22 protein-coding genes, 1 pseudogene and 1 other annotated feature are annotated in these 21,371 nt (G+C 34.0%); of the genes and pseudogenes, 6 read left to right on the plus strand and 17 right to left on the minus strand.

All coding sequences use genetic code 11. The annotated features are described in order from the left end of the window. Positions 1-144: 144 nt before the first annotated feature. Positions 145-903 carry an MBL fold metallo-hydrolase gene (locus D8M03_RS14585; protein WP_121215562.1) on the plus strand — a complete coding sequence of 253 codons (759 nt, stop codon included), beginning with the start codon at positions 145-147 and terminating at the stop codon, positions 901-903. A 23-nt stretch (positions 904-926) separates the two neighbouring features. After that, the gene (locus D8M03_RS14590; RefSeq protein ID WP_121215563.1) at positions 927-1,172 is read left to right on the plus strand and encodes a hypothetical protein; all 246 of its coding nucleotides are present in this window, start codon (positions 927-929) and stop codon (positions 1,170-1,172) included. A gap of 59 nt (positions 1,173-1,231) precedes the next feature. Here D8M03_RS14590 and D8M03_RS17785 read toward each other — a convergent pair whose 3' ends face one another. Then, positions 1,232-1,402, minus strand: coding sequence for a hypothetical protein (locus D8M03_RS17785; RefSeq protein ID WP_170148460.1), 171 nt, complete (start codon positions 1,400-1,402; stop codon positions 1,232-1,234). 165 nt (positions 1,403-1,567) lie between these two features. Between D8M03_RS17785 and D8M03_RS14595 the strand changes: the two genes are divergently transcribed. Next, positions 1,568-3,259, plus strand: a complete 1,692-nt coding sequence (locus D8M03_RS14595; protein WP_121215564.1) for a methyl-accepting chemotaxis protein — start codon at positions 1,568-1,570, stop codon at positions 3,257-3,259. A 150-nt stretch (positions 3,260-3,409) separates the two neighbouring features. Continuing rightward, positions 3,410-4,102: an AIM24 family protein gene (locus tag D8M03_RS14600; protein ID WP_121215565.1), complete on the plus strand. Its 693-nt coding sequence runs from the start codon at positions 3,410-3,412 to the stop codon at positions 4,100-4,102. 54 nt (positions 4,103-4,156) lie between these two features. Here the strand turns inward: D8M03_RS14600 and D8M03_RS14605 are convergent, their stop codons facing one another. From D8M03_RS14605 to D8M03_RS14630, 6 genes and pseudogenes are all read right to left on the minus strand, one after another. Then, on the minus strand, positions 4,157-4,780 hold the full coding sequence (locus D8M03_RS14605) for a GyrI-like domain-containing protein (RefSeq protein WP_121215566.1): 624 nt from the start codon (positions 4,778-4,780) through the stop codon (positions 4,157-4,159). A 66-nt stretch (positions 4,781-4,846) separates the two neighbouring features. After that, positions 4,847-5,196 (minus strand): annotated as a pseudogene (locus D8M03_RS14610) (VOC family protein). 4 nt (positions 5,197-5,200) lie between these two features. Next, positions 5,201-5,398 carry a hypothetical protein gene (locus tag D8M03_RS14615; protein ID WP_147404829.1) on the minus strand — a complete coding sequence of 66 codons (198 nt, stop codon included), beginning with the start codon at positions 5,396-5,398 and terminating at the stop codon, positions 5,201-5,203. Positions 5,399-5,490: 92 nt separating this feature from the next. Further along, positions 5,491-5,694 carry a hypothetical protein gene (locus tag D8M03_RS14620; protein WP_121215582.1) on the minus strand — a complete coding sequence of 68 codons (204 nt, stop codon included), beginning with the start codon at positions 5,692-5,694 and terminating at the stop codon, positions 5,491-5,493. Between the two features lie 118 nt (positions 5,695-5,812). After that, positions 5,813-6,481, minus strand: a complete 669-nt coding sequence (locus D8M03_RS14625) for a deoxynucleoside kinase (RefSeq protein ID WP_121215568.1) — start codon at positions 6,479-6,481, stop codon at positions 5,813-5,815. Further along, positions 6,478-7,119, minus strand: a complete 642-nt coding sequence (locus D8M03_RS14630) for a deoxynucleoside kinase (protein ID WP_121215569.1) — start codon at positions 7,117-7,119, stop codon at positions 6,478-6,480. Before D8M03_RS14630 ends, D8M03_RS14625 begins: the two co-directional genes overlap by 4 nt. Before the next feature lie 179 nt (positions 7,120-7,298). Here D8M03_RS14630 and tadA point away from each other — a divergent pair, with 179 nt between their 5' ends. After that, positions 7,299-7,814 (plus strand): tRNA adenosine(34) deaminase TadA, encoded by a 516-nt coding sequence (gene tadA, locus D8M03_RS14635; RefSeq protein WP_211330972.1) that lies wholly within the window; start codon positions 7,299-7,301, stop codon positions 7,812-7,814. 519 nt (positions 7,815-8,333) lie between these two features. On the opposite strand, the gene D8M03_RS14640 is transcribed toward tadA, so the two are convergent. The 3 genes from D8M03_RS14640 to D8M03_RS14650 all read right to left on the minus strand — a co-directional run bounded on the left by D8M03_RS14640 (position 8,334) and on the right by D8M03_RS14650 (position 10,957). Then, positions 8,334-9,503, minus strand: a complete 1,170-nt coding sequence (locus D8M03_RS14640; RefSeq protein ID WP_121215571.1) for an aminotransferase A — start codon at positions 9,501-9,503, stop codon at positions 8,334-8,336. 99 nt (positions 9,504-9,602) lie between these two features. Continuing rightward, the gene (locus tag D8M03_RS14645; protein WP_121215572.1) at positions 9,603-10,250 is read right to left on the minus strand and encodes a 3-oxoacid CoA-transferase subunit B; all 648 of its coding nucleotides are present in this window, start codon (positions 10,248-10,250) and stop codon (positions 9,603-9,605) included. Between the two features lie 2 nt (positions 10,251-10,252). After that, positions 10,253-10,957 (minus strand): CoA transferase subunit A, encoded by a 705-nt coding sequence (locus tag D8M03_RS14650; RefSeq protein ID WP_121215573.1) that lies wholly within the window; start codon positions 10,955-10,957, stop codon positions 10,253-10,255. A gap of 182 nt (positions 10,958-11,139) precedes the next feature. Here D8M03_RS14650 and D8M03_RS14655 point away from each other — a divergent pair, with 182 nt between their 5' ends. Continuing rightward, positions 11,140-12,453, plus strand: a complete 1,314-nt coding sequence (locus tag D8M03_RS14655) for a short-chain fatty acid transporter (protein WP_121215574.1) — start codon at positions 11,140-11,142, stop codon at positions 12,451-12,453. Between the two features lie 168 nt (positions 12,454-12,621). Here D8M03_RS14655 and D8M03_RS14660 read toward each other — a convergent pair whose 3' ends face one another. The 7 genes from D8M03_RS14660 to serS all read right to left on the minus strand — a co-directional run bounded on the left by D8M03_RS14660 (position 12,622) and on the right by serS (position 20,626). Next, a complete protein-coding gene (locus D8M03_RS14660; protein WP_170148461.1) occupies positions 12,622-13,188 on the minus strand; it encodes a hypothetical protein in 567 nt (188 codons plus the stop codon). A gap of 89 nt (positions 13,189-13,277) precedes the next feature. Then, a complete protein-coding gene (locus D8M03_RS14665; protein WP_121215576.1) occupies positions 13,278-15,230 on the minus strand; it encodes an IS1 family transposase in 1,953 nt (650 codons plus the stop codon). After that, complete coding sequence (locus D8M03_RS14670; RefSeq protein ID WP_121215577.1) at positions 15,223-15,477, minus strand: hypothetical protein; 255 nt, start codon at positions 15,475-15,477, stop codon at positions 15,223-15,225. Before D8M03_RS14670 ends, D8M03_RS14665 begins: the two co-directional genes overlap by 8 nt. Positions 15,478-15,749: 272 nt before the next feature. Further along, positions 15,750-16,106, minus strand: a complete 357-nt coding sequence (locus D8M03_RS14675; protein WP_121215578.1) for a hypothetical protein — start codon at positions 16,104-16,106, stop codon at positions 15,750-15,752. A gap of 26 nt (positions 16,107-16,132) precedes the next feature. After that, a complete protein-coding gene (locus D8M03_RS14680; protein ID WP_121215579.1) occupies positions 16,133-16,828 on the minus strand; it encodes a DUF2225 domain-containing protein in 696 nt (231 codons plus the stop codon). A gap of 471 nt (positions 16,829-17,299) precedes the next feature. After that, positions 17,300-19,183 (minus strand): alpha/beta hydrolase, encoded by a 1,884-nt coding sequence (locus D8M03_RS14685; RefSeq protein WP_170148462.1) that lies wholly within the window; start codon positions 19,181-19,183, stop codon positions 17,300-17,302. A 159-nt stretch (positions 19,184-19,342) separates the two neighbouring features. After that, on the minus strand, positions 19,343-20,626 hold the full coding sequence (gene serS / locus D8M03_RS14690; protein ID WP_121215581.1) for a serine--tRNA ligase: 1,284 nt from the start codon (positions 20,624-20,626) through the stop codon (positions 19,343-19,345). 110 nt (positions 20,627-20,736) lie between these two features. After that, positions 20,737-20,948, minus strand: a binding site (T-box leader). Between the last annotated feature and the right edge of the window lie 423 nt (positions 20,949-21,371).

Here is a 21,371-nt window from a genome sequence, read left to right on the forward strand (position 1 = left end):
TAGTTTTGTGTGTGGTAACCTCAACTAACACCAAAATCCAGGGGGTGGCAAGTTTTTTTGCGTAAAAGACTATAAAACCAACGATTATTAGCGATTTATATATATAAGTTTTGACAATACGAATCGTTAAAAGGGGGAAACTATATGAAAATGTATCCACTTGGAGTTGGTGGTGCTTTTACGAAAAGCAATTTTCATAATAACTATATTTTACAATTAAATAAAACAAATCTGTTAATTGATGCCGGAACAACTTTACGTAATAGCATAACTGAAGCAAATTTTAGTTATACTGATATTGATTTTGTGTACATTTCCCATCTACATTTTGATCATGTTGGTGGGCTAGAAGAAATGATTATGCAACGATATTGGCAATTTATAAATGGACAACATTCACCCCAAAAAACGAAAATTATCGTTCATGAAAACTTACTTTTACCCTTAAAGAAATTATTGTGTAATGGACTTGAAAATCAAGATCATACAATAGAAGATTTTTGTTCCTTTATTACATTATCTGATGGAGAAGTTTATAAAATTGAGGATTATGAGTTTTCTCTGTTTGACACAACCAATGCCCATGTAAAAGGCATGCCTAGCTCAGGATTTAAACTTTCATGGCAAGAAGGAAACATTGTATTTACTGGGGATATTAAATGGATGGACCAAGTAAATATCCTTAGCAAAATTGATACAAACACCGTTGCTATATTCCAAGATATAAGTTTTACATCAAATGGTGTCCATGCATCAATACAAGAAGTTCTCAATTACTACCCTACCACTCTACATGGAAAACTATACGGAATGCATTATAACGACAATATAGAACAGTTTAATGATATGCTTTCTCAAACAAATATTACCCTAGTGAAGAAACATGGAGTTCTAGAATTTTAACTATCTAAAAAAGGTGTGTAAAAATGGCGGTTTGTCCCTTATGCAATTCATTAAAAACGTTAGAAGTATATTGCCCAAAATGCCAAACTCTTCTAGAAGACTCAGGGAAAGTATCGGATTACTTAGACCCTTATGGACATTACAATGATGAAGAAACAGTAAAAATGGGAGACGGTTATCCGAACACAGCAAAAGATCAAATTTGTCCCCATCTAATGGTGTGTAAAGAATGTGGACATGATGAAGTTCATTTTATCAAAGAAGAGTAAATATTATCCTCTAAAAAGGCGGCTTACAAATGTAAGCCGCTAAATTATTTTGCCGAGAATTAAATCAATTTGCTTCCTTTATTCCCCTTATTTTGGAGAATTTCATTTTCTGTTTTAGGCTTTTCATGTTGCCTCGCGATATTCGGATTCATTTGCAAGGTAGATGATCCAATATTATTATTTAACGCTGCTTGGTCATTAACATCATGAATTGTCCCTTTTTTACCCAAATTCAATCCCTCCTTTTTTACTATCTTAGTTTGCTCTTACTTTCAAAAAAACATGTAGTAATTATAAAGTTGCATTATTAATATAGAATTATATGAAAAGTGTGGATTTTCTCATAATTAACGACTATATTTAAAACTAATAAATTATCAATATAGGAGGCTAAAATGAAGATAAAGAAACTTTTAAAGATATCATTAATACTAACTTTAGTACTAATTGCCTTTACTGTTTGGAGTTCTATATACTTTTTAGATAAAACAAATGAGCAAAAAGATATGTTAATTTTAGATAAAGAACTTGCAATGCTAGCAGTTCAGTTACAAGATGCATCAGACTATTTATCTACAGAAATTAAATCTTATGCACAATTTGGAGATAAAGTACACATCGATAACTATTTAAAAGAAGTTAATGAAGAAAAAACAATGGAAAAAACCCTTGCTCAATTGCAAGAAAATAAAATTCCGGATACTTTAATAGACTTAGCAGAGAAGTTTGTAAAGAGTACGAATGAATTATCAGTTGTTCAAGAAGTAGCAATACTAGCGGTTGAAAATGGGGAAGCAAGCAAAGCTAGAAATCTATTATATGGTTCGAAATATAAAGCTGGAGAAAAAGAAATTACTAAAACATTAAATGATTTTAAAAGTGAACTTTCAAAATGGGTTCAATCAGAAGTTGATGCGAAAGATAAAGCTTTAAACGTAAGTAAAGTAGTCCTTTTCACTTCTATAATTCTTTTAATGGTATCTAGTTTCTTTTCCCTGTTGCTTGTTCGTTTAAAACTAAGGCCATTAGACAAATTAACTTCTTCGGCAGCTTTAATCGCTGAAGGAGATTTAAGAACTGAAGAAGTAAATGTAAAAGTGAAAGATGAAATTGGGATATTATCTGAAGCATTTAATCAAATGACAAGAAATTTAAAGGATATTTTACAACAAGTTAATCATTACTCAGAACAAGTTGCATCTTCTGCAGAGGAATTAATGGCAAGTGCAGAACAAACCTCTACAGCTACAAACCAAGTTGTTATCTCTATACAAGATGTAACAAAAAATGTGGAAGTTCAAGATCAAAATACTGCTGATAGTGCCCGCGCAATTGCTGAAATTACTCAAGGTGTTCAAAGTATTGCTGACTCTTCAAGCCAAGTTGCTGACTCAGTTCAAGAAACAACACACCAAGCAAACCTAGGTAATACAAATATCCAAAAAGTTATCGAGCAAATGAACTCTATCTATAAAGCAAGCGGGGAAACAAAATTAGTGATGAATGAGTTAGAATCAAAATCTAACGAAATAGGTAATATTATTGAAATTATTACTAGCATTGCAGAACAAACAAATCTATTAGCATTAAATGCTGCAATTGAATCAGCACGTGCAGGAGAACATGGTAAAGGATTTGCAGTAGTTGCCGATGAGGTTCGTAAACTTGCTGAACAGTCTAGAGAATCCGCAAACCAAATCTCAGATATTATTCAAATGATGCAAGCAGACACTGTAAAAGCTGCTGAAATGACTACTAAGGGAAATGAAGAAATTAATAACGGGTTGAAACTTACAGAACAAACAAGCGATACATTCAAACAAATATTAGAATCCATCTCCCATGTTAATTCCCAAACTCAGGAGTTATCTTCTATATCTGAAGAAATATCTGCGAGTGCACAACAAGTAAATGCTGCGATTGATGAAGTTTCTGCTCTCGCAAAAACAACTGCTAGTAGTGCAAATGATATTGCTTCAGCTTCAGAGGAACAATTAGCAACCCTGGAGGAAGTTACAGCCTCTTCAACATCTTTAGCAAACATGGCAGAAAAATTAAACGAAATTGTTCGGAGATTTAAATTATAGATTCATGAAATCTTTAGATGTACATATAAATAAATTATATGTTATTTACTAAATGCCTTCCTATAGCTTTAGGAAGGCTTTTTCTTAATTCTTTGAAACTTCATTTACGTAATTTACGTATATGGTAATAAAGAGGGGACGTGTTTGAATATGAATAAATATTCGATTGAACAATTTATCAAGCAGACGGAACAAGTAGATAAGGGAGAAGGATTTTTTGAACTAGAAACTCCACGAATTCTTGAAGTAAATCTAGATGGACTTGTTTGGGCTAAAGCGGGTTCAATGGTTTCTTATGAAGGGAAAATCAAATTTGAAAGAGAAGGTATTTTAGAACATGGCCTTAGTGCGATGTTTAAAAAAGCTTTAACTAGTGAAGGTACCTCTCTCATGAAAGCAAACGGGCAAGGAAAATTATATTTAGCCGATAGCGGGAAGAAGATTATTATATTACATCTACAGAACGAAGCAATCTATGTAAATGGTAATGACCTATTAGCCTTTGAACCATCCATTAAGCATGATATTAAATTGATGAGAAAGGTCGCTGGAATGATGGCTGGTGGGTTATTTAACGTTCGATGTGAAGGTACCGGACTTGTTGCCATTACAGCGCATTATGAACCGCTAACATTACGTGTTACTCCAGGCAAACCTGTCATTACAGATCCAAATGCAACGGTAGCTTGGTCAGGAAATCTCCAACCTGAAATCCAAACAGATATTTCTTTTAAAACCTTTATTGGAAGAGGCAGTGGCGAGTCTATTCAAATGAGATTTGAAGGAGAAGGATTTGTCATCGTCCAACCATATGAAGAAGTATATATGCAAGCACAGAGTTAATATTAAAAAGTAGGTTTCTATTAGTCGGAAACCTACTTTTTTATTACATTAGGATCACAACTCTGCTACTTTAAATCTTAATACTGTCTTTAATTTTTCTGGTGATGTCCTTCTAGGATCCGAAATATAAATTTCCTTATGTGTTTTTTCTATTCTCTTAAGATTATTTTGGTCACAGTATTGTTCCATTAAAGCAAAGGTTGCTGGTTCATCATCATAACTTCCAATATGCATTGTTTGGACACATAAACCATCTATGAGGGTTTCAAACTTTACATTATCTAGTTGACGATTAGACTTCTTTTGCTTAACGCTTTCTAAAACATTATGAAATAAATCTTCTGTTACAAAATCTGGTTGTCTAATCATTAATTTATAAACAAAATGGTCTTTGCTTAAATAGTCTAACGTTCTACCTACTTCATCCAAATCCCATACACCTTCTAGAGGAAACACGGTATACTCAAAATATCCTTCTGGTGTAATTCCCTTCTTTGGTAGCATTCGAATTCCATAAGACAATGAATACAAAGCTTCCACATATTCATTAAATTGTTCATTATTAGGATTTCCTCTACCTTCAATTGTAAAGTATTTCATTGATGGAACGTCTATTTTAGTAGGTTTCTTAGGTAAATAGAGATCTTTTAATTCTTTCCTCCATTCAAATTTGCTCATTTATCTCCACCTCGCACGAATTATTGCACCTAAAAGCAATTTCATTCTAGATTTGTTTGTAAAATGCTATTTCTCCCAAAGCTCCACCAATCGGCCATCTGGATCTTTAATCCAAATAAACTTACCGAAATCACTAACTTCCATATCCTTTACAAGAGGTACACCAATTTGTTCAAGGTGCTTAATCACCTCGTCCATATTATGAACTTGAAAATTCAACATTACTTGTTGTTCGGCAGGAAAATAACTGTCACTCTCTTTTAAATAAAGAAAAAATTGTTTCATTTCCTTCTTTCGGTTTTATGATAGTGCCATTCCACTCTCCTATCCTCAATTTTCAATACTTTACTGTACCATTCTTTTACAGCCTCAAGATTGTTAGATCTCCAAAAAACCCCTCCAAACCCTTTTATCATTCCATCAAACTCCTCTCTTATGTTTACTATCTTTTTTTAATGCCCTTACAAGTAAGACAATACCTGAGTACACTACTAGACCACCAGAAATCTTAAGCATTATATTCTTCGTTAATTGATCATCGATTGTTATATTTAATAGCGCATTTCCTAAGAAAATGAAGATAATGCCAATAAAAATATTCAAAACTTCATAATTCATATCCCCCCACTGATATGACTCAAACTTAAATTTAACATAAAATACCACAAAATATTAAAGAGATGCCCCCAATTAAGGAACATCTCAATGTATTATTTCATATTCTTTACAAATAGTTTTTGAGACAAAAAGTAGGAAATTGTTGCAATAGTCAATGATGTGATTAATGGTAAGAATGAAGACTTCGTTAATGATAAATCTGGCATATAAAATGCAGTTAGAACCCAGCCTGATGATAATTGTACTAACATATAAAATAGAACAAAACTAAAAATAAAAACAATATATTTCTTCATTGTCCCACTCCCTTTTATTTCTATACGGTCCACTTTTAATAATGTTTCGTCCATATCCCAATAAATCCAAAATAAAAAAGCACAACGTCAATTTCTACGTTGTACTTTCCATTTATAATTATTTTCTTAAATGAGATGTTTGTTCTAACATGTAGGCAATACGCTCTACAATGCTTTCGATTTGATTTGGGTTATCCTTTAAATCATAATCGTTAATATCTAAACGTAGTACTGGACATGCATTGAAATTATTAATCCATTCATCATATCGCTTATGCATTTCAATCCAATAGTCATGTGGTGTTTGTTGTTCCATTTCACGGCCACGTTCATGAATACGCCCGATAATATCATCAATTGGACCTTCTAAGTAAACTAATAAATCAGGATGTGGGAAATAAGGAGTCATTACCATTGCGTCAAATAAATTTGTATATGTTTCATAATCAGTTGGGCTCATTGTCCCTTTATCGTTATGCATTTTTGCAAAGATACCTGTATCTTCATATATGGAGCGGTCTTGAATAAATCCACCGCCATATTCAAAAATACGTTTTTGCTCTTTGAATCGTTCTGCAAGGAAATAAATTTGTAAATGAAAGCTCCATTTTTCAAAGTCATCATAAAATTTATCTAAATATGGGTTACTGTCTACTTTTTCAAAAGATGTACGGAAATTTAGTGCCTGCGCTAATGCATTGGTCATCGTAGACTTCCCTACACCTACTGTACCAGCAATTGTGATTACAGACGTTGCTGGAATATTATACTTTTCACGTAAATTCATTCTTGATGTAAACTCCTTTGTTGGATCGTTTCTTGTACCATTTTCAATACTTGTTGTAGGTCATCTTCATTTTTCACAAAGTCTATATGGTCGCCATTTAGTTGGAGAACAGGAATTTCGGGATGTTGAATGACAAACTGTTGGATAAATTCATGATAATCGCTAGCCAATTGTTCTATGTATTCCCGTGTTATCAGCTTTTCAAATTCCCTTCCTCGCATTGCAATCCGACTCATTAACGTATCCAAACTTGCATGTAAATAAATAATCATATTAGGTCGTGGCATATCCGATGTTAATATCTTATAGATAGCCTCATATTTTTCGTACTCAGAAGGCTTTAACGTACGCTTTGCGAAGATTAAATTTTTAAATATGTGATAATCAGCTACAACAGGTGACCTTGTTTCAAATATATGATTTTTAATATCTGTTAACTGTTTATACCGATTGCAAAGAAAGAACATCTCTGTTTGAAAGCTCCATTCGTCAATATCCTCATAGAACTTCCCTAAAAACGGATTTTCATCTACAATCTCCTTTAAGATATGAAAATCAAAATGGGATGAAATTGCCTTTGATAACGATGTTTTTCCTACCCCTATTGGCCCCTCTACTGTAATAAATGGAACTGTCACAAGAAGTTCCCCCTTCACGCCAAATTCGTCAATGCTATACATTTTATCATAGGAACAGTAGGAATAACAAAGGTCATTACCTAGAAGACTTAGGATAATTTACTATTCGTTTTGGAAAGGCCCCAACTCTAAAGATTGGAATAAAATTTATGATACACTACCTTCAAGGAGAGATGAACGTGGAAATAAATAATAAAGATCGCCAATTTATGATGGCAGCGATAGAAGAAGCAAAAATTGCTGGTTCCCTCGGTGAAGTACCAATTGGTGCCGTTATTGTATTTCAAGGTGAAATTATCGCCAGAGCTCATAATTTAAGAGAATCTACCCAAAATGCAGTTACCCACGCAGAACTACTTGCCATTCAAGAAGCCTGTAAAGTAATTGGAAGTTGGCGTTTGGAAGAAACAACATTATATGTAACGTTAGAACCTTGTCCAATGTGTGCAGGTGCAATTCTGCAATCTCGAATTCCACGAGTTGTGTATGGCGCAAGGGACTTGAAAGCAGGTTGTGTAGACTCATTATATCAACTTCTAAATGATCCGCGATTTAACCATGAATGCGATGTAACAGAGGGTGTTTTAGCAGAGGATTGTGGGCAATTGCTTACTGACTTTTTCCGCGCATTACGTGGACGAAAAAAGGAAGAAAAGCGATTACGAAAATTACTAGCTGAGTCAGAAGAGCAATAAATAAACAATTCCCTATTTTAGAGCGATAGAATTTAAATAAGATGATAGTTTCTTCTAGACGGTATTATCTCGAAATAATACTTACAAAATAAATCATTTTCTTAACAAAAGATTAAATATAAAAGCGAATATGATTTTACAATTATTTTTGGTGAAAATTAACAATATAATTTTATAAATAATCTTATAATTATCCAAAGAATCAGCTAATAAATAAAAGATTTTTATTATAGAATTACTTCTCCATTCATTTTAAAATTATTAAAAATATACTAATGGAGAAGCTCGGTATGTTAAAAATAAAGTTAAAATTATATCTAAATGATGGTACTTCGATAACATTAGAAGTCCCTAATAAAAATAGTAATTTTGATATCTTTGGATATCTTCTCGACTTTTTCATAGAAAAAAATATACAATTTCAAGATGTTTTAATGATTGAAAATGTTTCGCATATTATCAATTAAACAAAAAACCACCCAAATTTGGATGGTTATTGATGACATGTTAATAATCGCTCTATTTTGTACCCTTGTTTAATTTCTCTATAAAATTTTCTAACCGGTCCATTCCTTTTTGTAATATCTCAACAGGTTGAGCAAAGGATAGTCGGATAAAGCCTTCACCTATTGGAGAAAAGGCACTTCCTGGTACAGTTGCAAGTCCCTGTTCTTTAAGTAAACTTACACAGAAGTCAAAGGATAGCATATTGAACTTTTTAATAGATGGGAAAATATAAAACGCTCCATCTGGTTTCAACACGTCTATACCCATATCCACTAACCGTTTATATACATAATCACGGCGCACTTGATACTCTTTTTTCATTTCTTCTGGATCAGATAATCCGTTAGTTAAAGCTTCTAACGCAGCATACTGACTAATACTTGAAGCACAACTAATGTAATAGCCATTTAATTTTGTCATTTCTTTTGTGATATAATTTGGTGCTAACGTATATCCAATACGCCAACCTGTCATTGAATGTGACTTCGAAACACCGTTAATCACAATCGTTTTTTCACGCATTCCTTCAAATGAAGCAATGGATTTATGCGTTTTATCATAAATGAGCTCACTATAAATTTCATCAGAGATAATAAATATTTCCTTATCTTTTAAAAGCGCTGAGATTTTTATTAATTCTTGTTCTCCTATGATTGAACCAACAGGATTACAAGGTGATGGTAAGATTACACATCTTGTTTTATCTGTTATATTCTTCTCAATTAACTCTGCTGTTAACACAAACTTAGTAGATGTGGTATCTACAATTACTGGCGTTGCACCACATAGTTCTACCAATGGAATATATCCAGGATAAGCTGGACCCGATAAGATTACTTCACAGCCCTCTTCTAAAATCGCTCTCAATGCTATTGTCAATGCTCCTGATGCACCGTGAGTTACAATAATTTCATCTTGAGGATTATAAGATAATTGATATTTTGAGCTGTAAAAATTTGATATCGCCTTACGTAATTCTAATATCCCGGCATTTGGTGTATAAGATGTATAATTTTTATCAATGGCTTCTTTTGCCTTCTCTTTCACATGTTCCGGAGTTGGAAAATCAGGTTGGCCAATTGTTAAATTAATGGCATCTGGATAATCAACAAGCATGTTCGTAAACTTACGAATACCAGAAAGCTCGATATTCTTTAAGTTTTTATATAATAAGTGTTCCATTTTTGGTAGCTCCTTTATTATCATCTTGTTCTATTATAAAACAAAATTTAAAGCCTAGTTAAAATAATTAGACAATTCGATTTTGAGGAGACACCAAAATTAGTTTAATAGCACCGATGATTCAATGTTAAAGGACGCTTCTGTTTTTTTCGTTACTTCTTCTATTGTTACTCCATCTGCTAACTCTACTAACTTCATTCCTTCATCTGTAAAATCAAACACAGCTAAATCCGTGATTAATCGATGTACAACCCCTTTTCCTGTTAAAGGTAATGTACAGGATTTTTTCACTTTCGACTCCCCATGCTTAGATACATGCTCCATAATGACAACAACTCGCTTGGCACCAGCAACAAGATCCATTGCACCACCCATTCCTTTTACCATCTTTCCAGGAATCATCCAGTTAGCTAAGTCTCCTGTTTCAGAGACTTCCATTCCTCCTAAAATAGCTAAATCTATATGCCCGCCACGAATCATTGCAAAAGATTCAGCGCTATCAAAAAAGGACCCTCCTGGAACAACTGTAACTGTTTCCTTCCCTGCATTAATTAAATCTGAATCAACTTCATCTTCTTTCGGGTAAGGACCTATTCCTAGTAAACCATTTTCAGATTGTAATAACACATTGATGTTAGGAGGTATTTCATTGGCAAGCAGTGTGGGCATACCTATTCCTAAATTAACATTCATGCCGTTCTTAATTTCCTTTATTGCTCTTTTTATTATTCGTTGTCTTGCATTCATCCTTAGTCCTCCTTACTTACAACCGTTAAACGTTCAATACGTTTTTCGTAGTTTTTCCCAAGGACAACTCTCTGAACATAAATACTCGGTGTATGAATTTCATCTGGATCGAGTTCTCCAATTTCAACAATTTCTTCTACCTCTGCAATTGTAATTTTTCCTGCTGTTGCAGCAATCGGATTGAAATTTCTGGATGTTTTCCGAAATACGAGGTTTCCTAATTTGTCTGCTTTCCACGCTTTTACGAGAGCAAAGTCACCAACTATCGCTTTTTCAAGTAAATATTCTTTTCCATCGATGTAGCGTGTTTCCTTCCCTTCAGCAATTGGTGTCCCTACCCCAGTTGGTGTATAAAATGCAGGAATACCTGCTCCTCCTGCACGTATTCTTTCTGCTAATGTCCCTTGTGGTGTTAATTCCACCTCAATCTTGCCATTTAAAAATTGTTGTTCAAATATTTTATTTTCTCCAACATAGGAGGCAATGATTTTTTTAATTTGTTTATTTGCTAAAAGTAAGCCTAGTCCCCAATCATCTACTCCACAATTATTACTAACTATCGTTAAATTTTTTGTCCCTTTATTTTTTAATGCTTCGATACTTTTTTCAGGAATTCCGCACAAACCGAAACCACCTACAATTAATGTTGCACCATCTTGAATATCAGAGACGGCATCTTCAAATGTATCCCAAACTTTTCCCTTCATACAAATAGCCCCCTACATATTCTTGTCCTAATAAAATATATGATTACGAAGCTATTAATATAAGCTATGTTTACTTTTTCTTATTTTTCACTATGACCATTATAAATACTTAATACCGCACATATGATTCTAGTGAAAGCACTTACCTGCTTTTAAATAAAACGAAAGGAGAGAATGTGACGATGAAGTTTTTAACGAGAATCTCTAATACGATTATGGAAAAATTCTTACCAGATCCGTATATTTTCGTTGCAATCTTAACTGTGCTAGTTTTATTTTTAGGCGTTGTGTTAACAGACTCATCACCGTTAGACATGGTCGTTTATTGGGGAGATGGTTTTTGGGGTTTATTAGCGTTTACGATGCAAATGGTTATTGTTTTAGCTGCAGGGCATGTACTAGCAAATAGTCCTGTATTCAAGAAATTTCTAACCTCTATTGCAAGCAAAATTAAGAAGCCAAGTAGTGCAATTATTATTGTTACCTTTGTTTCCCTTATTGCTTGTTGGATTAACTGGGGATTTGGATTAGTCATTGGTGCTTTATTTGCTAAGGAAATTGCACGACAAGTTAAAAAAGTTGATTATCGTTTATTAATTGCTAGTGCTTATTCTGGATTTGTTGTGTGGCATGGAGGATTAGCAGGCTCTATCCCACTTTCTGTTGCAACAGATGGGCATCCTTTTGCTGATATCATGGGAGTTGTTTCTACATCCGATACAATTTTCACACCATATAATTTATTTATTGTCCTTGTAATAGGTTTTACGTTACCTTTCTTCAATCGCTGGATGATGCCGAAAGAAGAAGATGTTGTTGAGGTTGACCCTGCATTATTGAAGGAAGAGAAGAAAACTTTCCCTCCTGCCGAAAGAACATTTGCTTCATGGACGGAAAGAAGTACACTGTTAACGATTTTAATTGGTCTTATTGGTCTTTCATATCTCATTTACCACTTTGCTACTAAAGGCTTCACACTTGATTTAAATATAGTCAATTCAATCTTTATCATATTTGGCATTATTCTTCACGGCACTCCACAACGATTCTTAGCAGCAGCTCAGGAAGCAATTAAAACAACTAGCGGCATTGTATTCCAATTTCCTTTCTACGCGGGTATTATGGGCATGATGACAGCATCAGGATTAGCTATAGTCTTTTCTGAGTGGTTTATTGCTATTTCCAATGAATTTACATTCTACTTATTTACATTTTATTCTGCTGGCTTAGTAAACTTCTTTGTTCCATCTGGTGGTGGCCAATGGGCAGTGCAAGCACCAATTATGTTAGAAGCAGCAGGAACACTCGGGGCAGATTATGCAAAAACGGCAATGGCAATTGCCTGGGGAGATGCATGGACAAATATGATTCAACCATTCTGGGCATTACCAGCTCTCGCTATAGCAGGATTGCGTGCAAAAGATATTATGGGATTCTGTTTATTTGTATTAATTTATACAGGGATTATTATAAGTATTGGATTTTTATTCATCTAAATGGAGAAAGAAAAAAAGACTTAGTCGAATGGTAACGGGTTCTCTTTCAGGGGACAAAAATTCAAAAAACGTTATAAATAGTAAGTAGTTTAGCACACAAAAAAGCATCGGTATTAGCACCGATGCTTTTATATTAGTGTTACTTTTTAGCACATTTAATAACAAATATTATTCTTTTTCACTCAAATCAAAGCGAACTAATTCTTCTTCGCCTAACATTACAATTAAAGTTGCTTCTAAAGCATGTTTTTGTAATTTTTCTAATTGTTCCTTAGATGGTACGAAAAGAGCCTCCGTCGTTTCTATATCAATTCCTAAATCATAATGTAGAGTGTAGTTTCCTTCTACATTAGGTCCAAGGATACTATCAAACGTATGTCCATAACCTAATCCCGTTTCATTATATCCTTCTGGATTAAAAATATTAAACCCCATTACTTCCTCAGAAACAGTCACCAATTCTTGACTTGGCTCAATTTTTAATGTTAATAGTTCAACGTCTTTTCCAATTATCTTACTTCCTGTGTTTTTAATTGAAAAAGTGTAAAACAACTTTGTAGGTGCTACGTCCTGACCTGCTTTCTCGCCTTGTTGTAAAGTCATGTAGCCAAGTCTTTCCTTATCATTAATAATTTCCACTTTTTTATTCGTTAGCTCCAAAGATGGTTCAGATGAACAAGCAGTTAAAATTGCAATCACTGAAATTAGAGTTAAAAGTACAAACAATCGTTTCAAATACATCCCCTCCCCCTTATTTATTTTACCATATAAATGGTATATACCCTCTATTTTACATATTTAGCATAATTTATATAACGACTGATTCATCTTAAATATAATATATCTTCTATTGTAAACACTTTTTCTGTAATGCCTAACCTTTGTGCAGGGGTAAGTTTCTTTTTATCGCCAGATTTGTAGGGTAAACAGAAATTATAATAAGTCCTAAGAATAGTCAGAGCCATCTGTGCATATTTAGGATTGAAATTGGAATAAATATAGCTTTTCCCATCACCCCTCGCGGTAGTTAAAGGTCTTTCTAAAATTGATAACTTTCTACGAATCTGTTGGATGAAAAAATTGGTTGAGTGGTCATTTACATTGAGTATCATTTTTGCCACTTGTTCTGGTTCAAATGAAGACAAATCAGTAGTACAATCTACTTTTGAGAAACCTTTGTCTATCGAAGCAAGTGGATGAATGATAGGGTTATTATCTTTTACTAAAAATCTGTGAGTAGGCAAAACAATTTCTTTATGAAATGTATGCCCTCGAACTTTAAATAAATTCTCCAAGTAATGATAAGCAATTGTGTATGGTGAACGACTATCAATTCCCATTGAAAGTCCCCAACTTAGCAAATCCTGTTTAGCATCTTGATATTCACTGTATGCTTCTTTTCTCGATTTTTCTCGGTCAGTGAGACAAAGAAAATGGTGTGCTGAATACGTTTTAAAGTCCTCTGAAAATACCCGATACATTGCAGTCAATAAGGAACTATCATTATCAGTTACAAACCGCCATTCTTTGGCATTAATAAGTTCCTTTATTAGCCAATAGTGAGCCATTGTTGTATAAGTCGAATTTGTATGCAGTCCTTCGATATAGCGTTCCCTAAGATTAAACCTTCTTAGTGCTTCATTATATTCTGATTCGGTTTGTGTATCGTTTTTGGTTGGTTTTTGTGGATAGGAACTGTATCGTAACCTTGCATGTTTACGAGCAAATTCGTGAAGATGGTCTTCTTTATAAAGGACGGTATCTAACATAATATCTTCAAGTCTAATATCCCAATCATAAGCAACATCAGAACGAAATACATACCGTGAAAATACATCAGCAGAGATAATGATATGGGTCGGGAACTGTTTATCCTCTATATCATTATATTGATTACCACCCATACCTTTTTTCCTTACATTATTCAAATAATAAATCATTTTATCTGTATTAATCCAAACTGTTCCAAACGATTTCTGTTGAAGTGGTTTCTGTTCATGACGTTCTAAAAATTCTAAACAACGTCGATAAACCCATTCCAATTTACTGTAATAGGTTTTTACTCCGATTCCTAATACTTCCACCGTTCGAGAAACGGGCATTTTATTTATTAGTAACTTTGTAAACAATGGTAAAATGTCATTTCGCTTTTGATGGTAAGTTGATGTTTTTCTCCTTGTAGGAAGCATATCAGTTCTTTTTCCACACGCCTTGCATTGCCAACGTTGTGTACCTGTTTTACTTTTTCCTCTTTTATAGAAAAGGGTAGGGTCGTCAAATGGATTTTCTTGAGTATAAATGCAAGTTTCTTTATGGAATTCATATTCAGGTTCAATGTCACGAACAGAGTTTATTCTTGTCAATCGTTCAATTTCTTGAACTAAACTCCAATTTGAATACGGAGCGGAGGTACAATTTAATGTTATTCCTCGATTGGGGTATATCGGGTCACAATTACATTGAATAGATTTATTGCCTTCCTTCCCAATAAGTTTATAACGGAAGGGTTTATTCTTGACCGAAGTGAAACGAGTTTGAGGTTGTCCGAACCATTTACAAAAGGGATTGATACAAAAATTGTATTGAATGGAATGTTCAACATCATTAAGTCTGAACTTAACAGGAAGGAACAAAGATTTACTATATTTCGTAGCGAACTTTTTATCTGATAAAAGTGGATAATCTTTATTTCTCTCACCTATATCTGCTAATGAAAAAGGGTTTTCTATTTCCATAATGGTATCCGAAACCGTAGCGAGACGTTTAAGATTACTCAACTGTTGTTTCCCCCAATTCGTTATCTTGTAACTCCAATAATTTCAATAGCTTCTTATTGTTACGTTTTTTTGTTGCCCAAGTATGAAAGTCTTTATCCTCTCGAATATAACGAAGAAAGAATTCAACAACTTCCGTTTCGCTGTAATCTGTGTATTCTGCATAGGCTTTGACTAAATCTATCGTCTGTTCAGATATTTCCCAATTTACTTTCTGTACTTTTTTATCTTTTGGTTTAATAAATCGCATTATTCTACTCCCCCAATAACAATAAAATAGTATATATTTTAGTATATATTATCTCCTAATAAATAGTATTTAATACAAAATGTACAATGATTGTTGTACAAGTAATAATTTGTGCTAAAATGACTGCGATTTTATTGATTTACCCAATATAAATATTAGTATATCAATAAAAAATGACCTATCCGCCATTGCGAATAGGTCTGCGTTTTTAATTGCTTTTTAAATAAATTGTCCCCCAAAAGAGAACCCGTTAGTCGAATGGCTAAGTCTTTTTATTTATAATGATATGTGTTTTTTCTGCTGGTTTGTTTAATTTTGTTGAACCATTCGCGGTCTTTCTCTTCTTGTGCTAATGTACTTGTAATTGATTGTGTACAATCTATACAAAGCTTGGTATTGCTCGTTATCTTTCCACATCGTTCACATGGTGCTCCAAGATTCGGAAACATCGCTTTTTTTAATTTTCCTGTTTTAACCCATTTATAAATTAATTCAACAGGCACTCCGGTTTTCTCCACGATTTGATCATTTGATAAAACTCGATTATTTTTTCTTAACAAAAAGTGATGTAATTCAGAAAAGATTTCCTCTTCCGTGACATCAAGCTTCCTAGTGAATTTTAAGTTCATGATAATTCCCACCTTAAGTAAAATTATTACTCGGTTATATCTTCCTTTATTTCACTTTCCATTTTTGATTCAATGGAGTATTTATAGTCCTCCCAACGCTTACGAGCATAGTTTCGGTATTTATTTGAAACCTCACGCCCAGCAATAAGTCGCGAAAATCCCCTTTTTGCTTCCTCAATATCTCCAATACGAAGGCTTAATTCAGCATTTAAATATTGTAGTCTTTCTTCTCCTTCTTTATTGGAAGCATATGACTTTGCATATAACTCTCTTGCAGATCGTAAATAGTGCATTTCAGATTCTTTATCCTCTTTTAACCGATAAAGCCAAGCAATTTTCAATGCAAAGTTAGCTAAAATCAAATCTTCTTCCATGGACGATCTTGCAACTAAATAAACCAATTTAAAACTTGCGATTGCTTCATCGATTGTTCGCTCTTTACAAATGTTCAATGGTTTTTTTAACTGACTAATATACATTTCTTTAATTAGTAGCATAAACGGCCCATAAGTACGGGTAAGGGACTTATGATAGGCATATCCGCAATTTGGACATACTGCTACTTCATACAGCAATGGATTTAATCCCTCATAAATAGGCATAAAATCTGTATCTTGTGACACTACTTTAAATCGACCAGGACGTACTTTATAAGTAGTAAAGTTCTTTTTACAACAATTACATTCCACTTTACTTTCATAATAGTAAAGATTAAATGCCACTCTCCCCACCTCCTAACTGCTGTAAATGAATATTTCGATCAATTATTAAAATATTAATATTTTAATAAAATACTGCTATAAATCATCTTATTCTCATTACTAAGTACCTATTACTATTACCCTATTATAAAAAATTTTCAGAACGATTAAAAGTCTAATATGTAAATATGGAAATTCATTAAAACCTGATGATATCAGTACTTTTTGAAAATTCATCAGTAGAAAAACATATAAAGTTAAGAGATTTTGAGAAATCATAATTTTTTTGAATTCATCGTAATACTTATGTATCTACTTTACTATTCATTATTTTAGCATGTTAAAGGATAAAAAGGTTAAAACTACCTAAATTAAAGAAAATTATAAGTCAAATTGATGTATAAATAAATTCTGCACTAGCTCAAAAGTATTGCTTCCCACTAAAAAAATGCCATAAAAGCTCGGACAAGCTTTTATGACATTACATTATTATTATTTCCCTATTAAATTTGCTTCATGAATACGATGAAGGAGCGTTACAAAATGCGCTCTCGTAATTGATTGTGTTAATGATTCATTTCCTGTTACATTTAGTCCTTCTAAAATGTTGTTATCCATTAACCATTTCACCGACTCATCTACTGACATATCTTTCTTTGTAATACTTTTCGAAATTAAAACTGCTGCTTCTTGAAGTGATAGTTCAGAAAATGCGCTTCCTTTTACAGGTAGACCGTTTTCTTTTGCCAGTGCATAAATATTTTTAAGGGATTCATCCTTTAATGCTTCGCCCATTGTGTATCGGAAAAATACTGTTAAATATTGACTTTCATTTAATGCATTATTTGGCTTTAAAAGGTTTTCATTTTGATAACCTTTTATAATCCCTTCTTGAATCGCCCAAGTAAAGGCTTTTGACCAATATTGGTTATCTTCATAATCATTATATTGTGGTAAACCTACTTCTGGCTTTTCTTCAGACTGTTCTTCAATAACACCTGTTTTTACCCATTGACCAATATCAGATATTAATTGTTTTGAAGTATTTGCTGGAGCCAAATAGTCAGCTGTTGTTCCTGTAGCATTTGGATTCTCAGCAAGGAAGTGGTGCATATTTGGATAAAATTTATATGATACGTTATCTCTTTCTTTTAGAGCTTCTTTCCATAACTCTAAATGAGATGCAGGTACTTGGAAGTCTTTACCTCCCTGAACAACAAATAAAGGAACATTTTGTTTTTTAGAAACTTCAGGAGCTTCAATATCACGTAAATTATACCACCAATCAGTTGGTCCTAATTGGAAGTCAGTTGGTGGGTTTTCTAAAGTATATTGTGGGTCATTAATTAATCCAACTTGTGTCTTCCAAAACGCAACATTCGCTTCTAATGCCTCAATTTGTTCTTTAGGTGCATTTGCATCTTTTGCTTTCTCTAAAGATTGTTCAAGTTGCCATACTAATAAATCTTGGAATTTTCCTGCTGGACCTGCAACTACAATTCCACCTTTAATGTCCCCATTTTTATCATTTTCTAAAATTAATGGAAGTGCAAATCCACCTTGACTATGACCTAGAACATAGATATTTTTTGCATCAACTTCCGGAATATCCTTTAATGTTTCAACAGCATAATTTGCATCTAGCACTGTCTCATCTTGGATTGTAAATTTCGGGTTTGTCCCAGTTTTAAATGGATAAACCTTTGTTCTTTTTTCATATCTTAAAACAGCAATACCTTCATTTGCTAGTCCAACTGCTATGTCTCTAAACGGTTTATTACCCAGGTAAGTTGAGTCCATATCATGGGGTCCTGAACCTTGTACTAGTACTACTACTGGAAATGGTCCTTCCCCTTTTGGTAACGTTAAAACCCCTGGTAATGGGAATTCTTCACTTCCAACAACAACTTCCTTTTCAGTATAATTTTCAGGATGATCATAACTTGGTGTTGAATATGGATATGTTGGGTAACCAACAGAAAAGTCATCAATTTTACCGTTTTTATCAAAGTTAAAATATAGCTCATACGGACTTACTTCACCAGTAACTGAAAAAGTGACTCTCGTATGTACTATATTCTTTTTCACATCTTTCAATTCTATGGATTTCGTTTGTCCATAGTTTGCTGCAAAACTATTCCAAGTCGCTGAAATATATTCTTTTGATATAGTTTGGAGTTTTTCATTAAAGTATTTATACGCATCTTCCCACTTATTCTCAGATGCAAGTTTAATAAATTCATTTGCCTTTATTTCTAACTCTGAAGTTGTATCATTTTCTTGTGCAAATGTAGGTACTTGCATTGATAAACTCCCAGCAACACCAACAATACCGACTGTACTTGCTAAAAATAGTTTTTTATAAAACTTCTTCATGCACATCCCCCTACTCCCTTTGTTTTATATTTAAATGATATAACACGTCTCTACCAATTGGTATATTTTTCTTATTAAATGTAAAATTACCAAAATTGTGTAGCTGGTTGAAATCAAAAAAGGATACTTGTCCTAACTGGACAAATATCCCTTAATTTATTATTTTGCTGGTGCAATTACTTCCTTGCCACCCATGTATGGTCTTAATACTTCAGGAATAATAACTGATCCATCTTCTTGTTGGAAATTCTCTAAAATTGCAGCAACTGTACGACCGATTGCTAAGCCTGAACCATTTAATGTGTGTACATACTCTGGTTTTGCCCCTTGTTCACGACGGAAGCGAATATTTGCACGGCGCGCTTGGAAATCCTCAAAGTTTGAACATGAAGAAATTTCACGGTACATATTTTGAGTTGGCATCCAAACTTCTAAGTCGTATTTTTTGGCAGCTGTAAACCCTAAGTCTGCTGTACACATTAATAATTTACGATATGGTAAACCTAATAATTGTAATACCTTTTCAGCATGGCCAGTTAGTTTTTCTAATTCATCGTAAGAATCTTCTGGTTTAACAAAGCGAACAAGCTCTACTTTGTTGAATTGATGTTGGCGAATAAGACCGCGCGTATCACGACCAGCTGAACCAGCTTCAGAGCGGAAGCACGCACTATAAGCAGCAAAGCCTTTTGGTAACATATCACCATCAATAATCTCATCTCGGAAGAAGTTTGTTACAGGTACTTCTGCTGTTGGAATCATGAAGTAGTCTGTATCTGCTAATTTGAATACATCCTCTTCAAATTTCGGTAATTGACCAGTACCTGTTAGGCTATCACGATTTACGATAACGGGTGGTAACATTTCCTCATAACCATGTTCTTCTGCATGTAAGTCCATCATAAAACTCATTAATGCACGTTCAAGACGAGCACCTAATCCACGATAGAAAATAAAACGACTTCCTGTAACTTTAGCAGCACGTTCAAAATCTACAATTTGTAAATCTGTTGCTAAATCCCAGTGTGGTTTAGCTTCAAAATTGAAGTTTGGAAGCTCTCCCCATTTCATTACTTCCACATTATCATCTTCTGTTGTACCTACTGGAACAGATTCATGAGGGATATTTGGCAAGCGCATCATCATATATTCAAACTTTTCTTCTACTTCACGAAGTTGAGTATCAAGCTCTTTAATTTCATCTCCAACCTGACGCATACGTGCAATAACTTCATCAGCATTTTCCTTGTTGCGCTTCATGATTGAAATTTGTTCAGATACTTTGTTACGCTCTGCTTTTAACACTTCTGTTTTCGCAATTAATTCACGGCGCTTCGCATCTAACTCTTCAAACTCATCTAAATTTCCTAAATCCTCATTACGAGTAAGTAGAATTTTTTTCACTTCTTCAAAATTATCTCTAACACGTTTAATATCTAACACGGTAGTTCCTCCTTAATTTATTAATCGATAATAAAAAGTAATACCACTCATTATTGATTCACTTCATTCTGCTAAAGGGTTAAAACATAAAAAAGCCCTCTATCCCCAATAAAAGGGACGAGAGCTACCCGCGTTGCCACCCTAATTGATTAGATAATATCTAATCCACTTATCAAATAACGGCTTTTCAACCGGCCAGTGTCTACTACGAATTCAACATGGCTACTCAAGGACGGATTCACAAGTGTTTTTATCAGCTTTCACCAACCGCTGACTCTCTTAAAAAAACGTGCTTGCTACTACTTCCTATCATCGATTTTACAAATGTGAAATTTAACATTAGCGTACTATATGCCATCTAAATTTGCAAGTGTTAAAAAGAAAAGCGGAGGTGGTTCGCTCAGGCTCGACACGCACTGGAGACTCTGACAAGAAGGCGCTTTTTGCCTTCGACAGAAGAGTCGAAGTGACGCGAGAGCCTAACCACCAGAGCTAGACATTAGAAAAGCGGAGAACGCTCGTTTAGCTCCGAAAACAACTGGAGGAATCGGCAAAAGGGCGCTTTTTGCCCTTGAAGACGATTCTGAAGTTGTCGAGGAGCTAGCGTTCGCAGCTAGACAATTCGAAAAGCGGAGGTGGTTCGCTCAGGCTCGACACGCACTGGAGACTCTGACAAGAAGGCGCTTTTTGCCTTCGACAGAAGAGTCGAAGTGACGCGAGAGCCTAACCACCAGAGCTAGACATT

It is taken from the genome of Ureibacillus endophyticus (assembly GCF_003628435.1).
In the GTDB taxonomy this organism is placed as follows: Bacteria; Bacillota; Bacilli; order Bacillales_A; family Planococcaceae; genus Ureibacillus; species Ureibacillus endophyticus.

What these genes read in the sequence shown, in the direction of transcription:
- D8M03_RS14585 (WP_121215562.1), top strand. Translation starts at nt 145, where the DNA reads ATGAAAATGTATCCACTTGGAGTTGGTGGTGCTTTTACGAAAAGCAAT.
- D8M03_RS14590 (WP_121215563.1), top strand. Translation starts at nt 927, where the DNA reads ATGGCGGTTTGTCCCTTATGCAATTCATTAAAAACGTTAGAAGTATAT.
- D8M03_RS14595 (WP_121215564.1), top strand. Translation starts at nt 1,568, where the DNA reads ATGAAGATAAAGAAACTTTTAAAGATATCATTAATACTAACTTTAGTA.
- D8M03_RS14600 (WP_121215565.1), top strand. Translation starts at nt 3,410, where the DNA reads ATGAATAAATATTCGATTGAACAATTTATCAAGCAGACGGAACAAGTA.
- D8M03_RS14605 (WP_121215566.1), bottom strand. Translation starts at nt 4,780, where the DNA reads ATGAGCAAATTTGAATGGAGGAAAGAATTAAAAGATCTCTATTTACCT.
- D8M03_RS14615 (WP_147404829.1), bottom strand. Translation starts at nt 5,398, where the DNA reads ATGAATTATGAAGTTTTGAATATTTTTATTGGCATTATCTTCATTTTC.
- D8M03_RS14620 (WP_121215582.1), bottom strand. Translation starts at nt 5,694, where the DNA reads ATGAAGAAATATATTGTTTTTATTTTTAGTTTTGTTCTATTTTATATG.
- D8M03_RS14625 (WP_121215568.1), bottom strand. Translation starts at nt 6,481, where the DNA reads ATGAATTTACGTGAAAAGTATAATATTCCAGCAACGTCTGTAATCACA.
- D8M03_RS14640 (WP_121215571.1), bottom strand. Translation starts at nt 9,503, where the DNA reads ATGGAACACTTATTATATAAAAACTTAAAGAATATCGAGCTTTCTGGT.
- D8M03_RS14645 (WP_121215572.1), bottom strand. Translation starts at nt 10,250, where the DNA reads ATGAATGCAAGACAACGAATAATAAAAAGAGCAATAAAGGAAATTAAG.
- D8M03_RS14650 (WP_121215573.1), bottom strand. Translation starts at nt 10,957, where the DNA reads ATGAAGGGAAAAGTTTGGGATACATTTGAAGATGCCGTCTCTGATATT.
- D8M03_RS14655 (WP_121215574.1), top strand. Translation starts at nt 11,140, where the DNA reads ATGAAGTTTTTAACGAGAATCTCTAATACGATTATGGAAAAATTCTTA.
- D8M03_RS14670 (WP_121215577.1), bottom strand. Translation starts at nt 15,477, where the DNA reads ATGCGATTTATTAAACCAAAAGATAAAAAAGTACAGAAAGTAAATTGG.
- D8M03_RS14675 (WP_121215578.1), bottom strand. Translation starts at nt 16,106, where the DNA reads ATGAACTTAAAATTCACTAGGAAGCTTGATGTCACGGAAGAGGAAATC.
- D8M03_RS14685 (WP_170148462.1), bottom strand. Translation starts at nt 19,183, where the DNA reads ATGAAGAAGTTTTATAAAAAACTATTTTTAGCAAGTACAGTCGGTATT.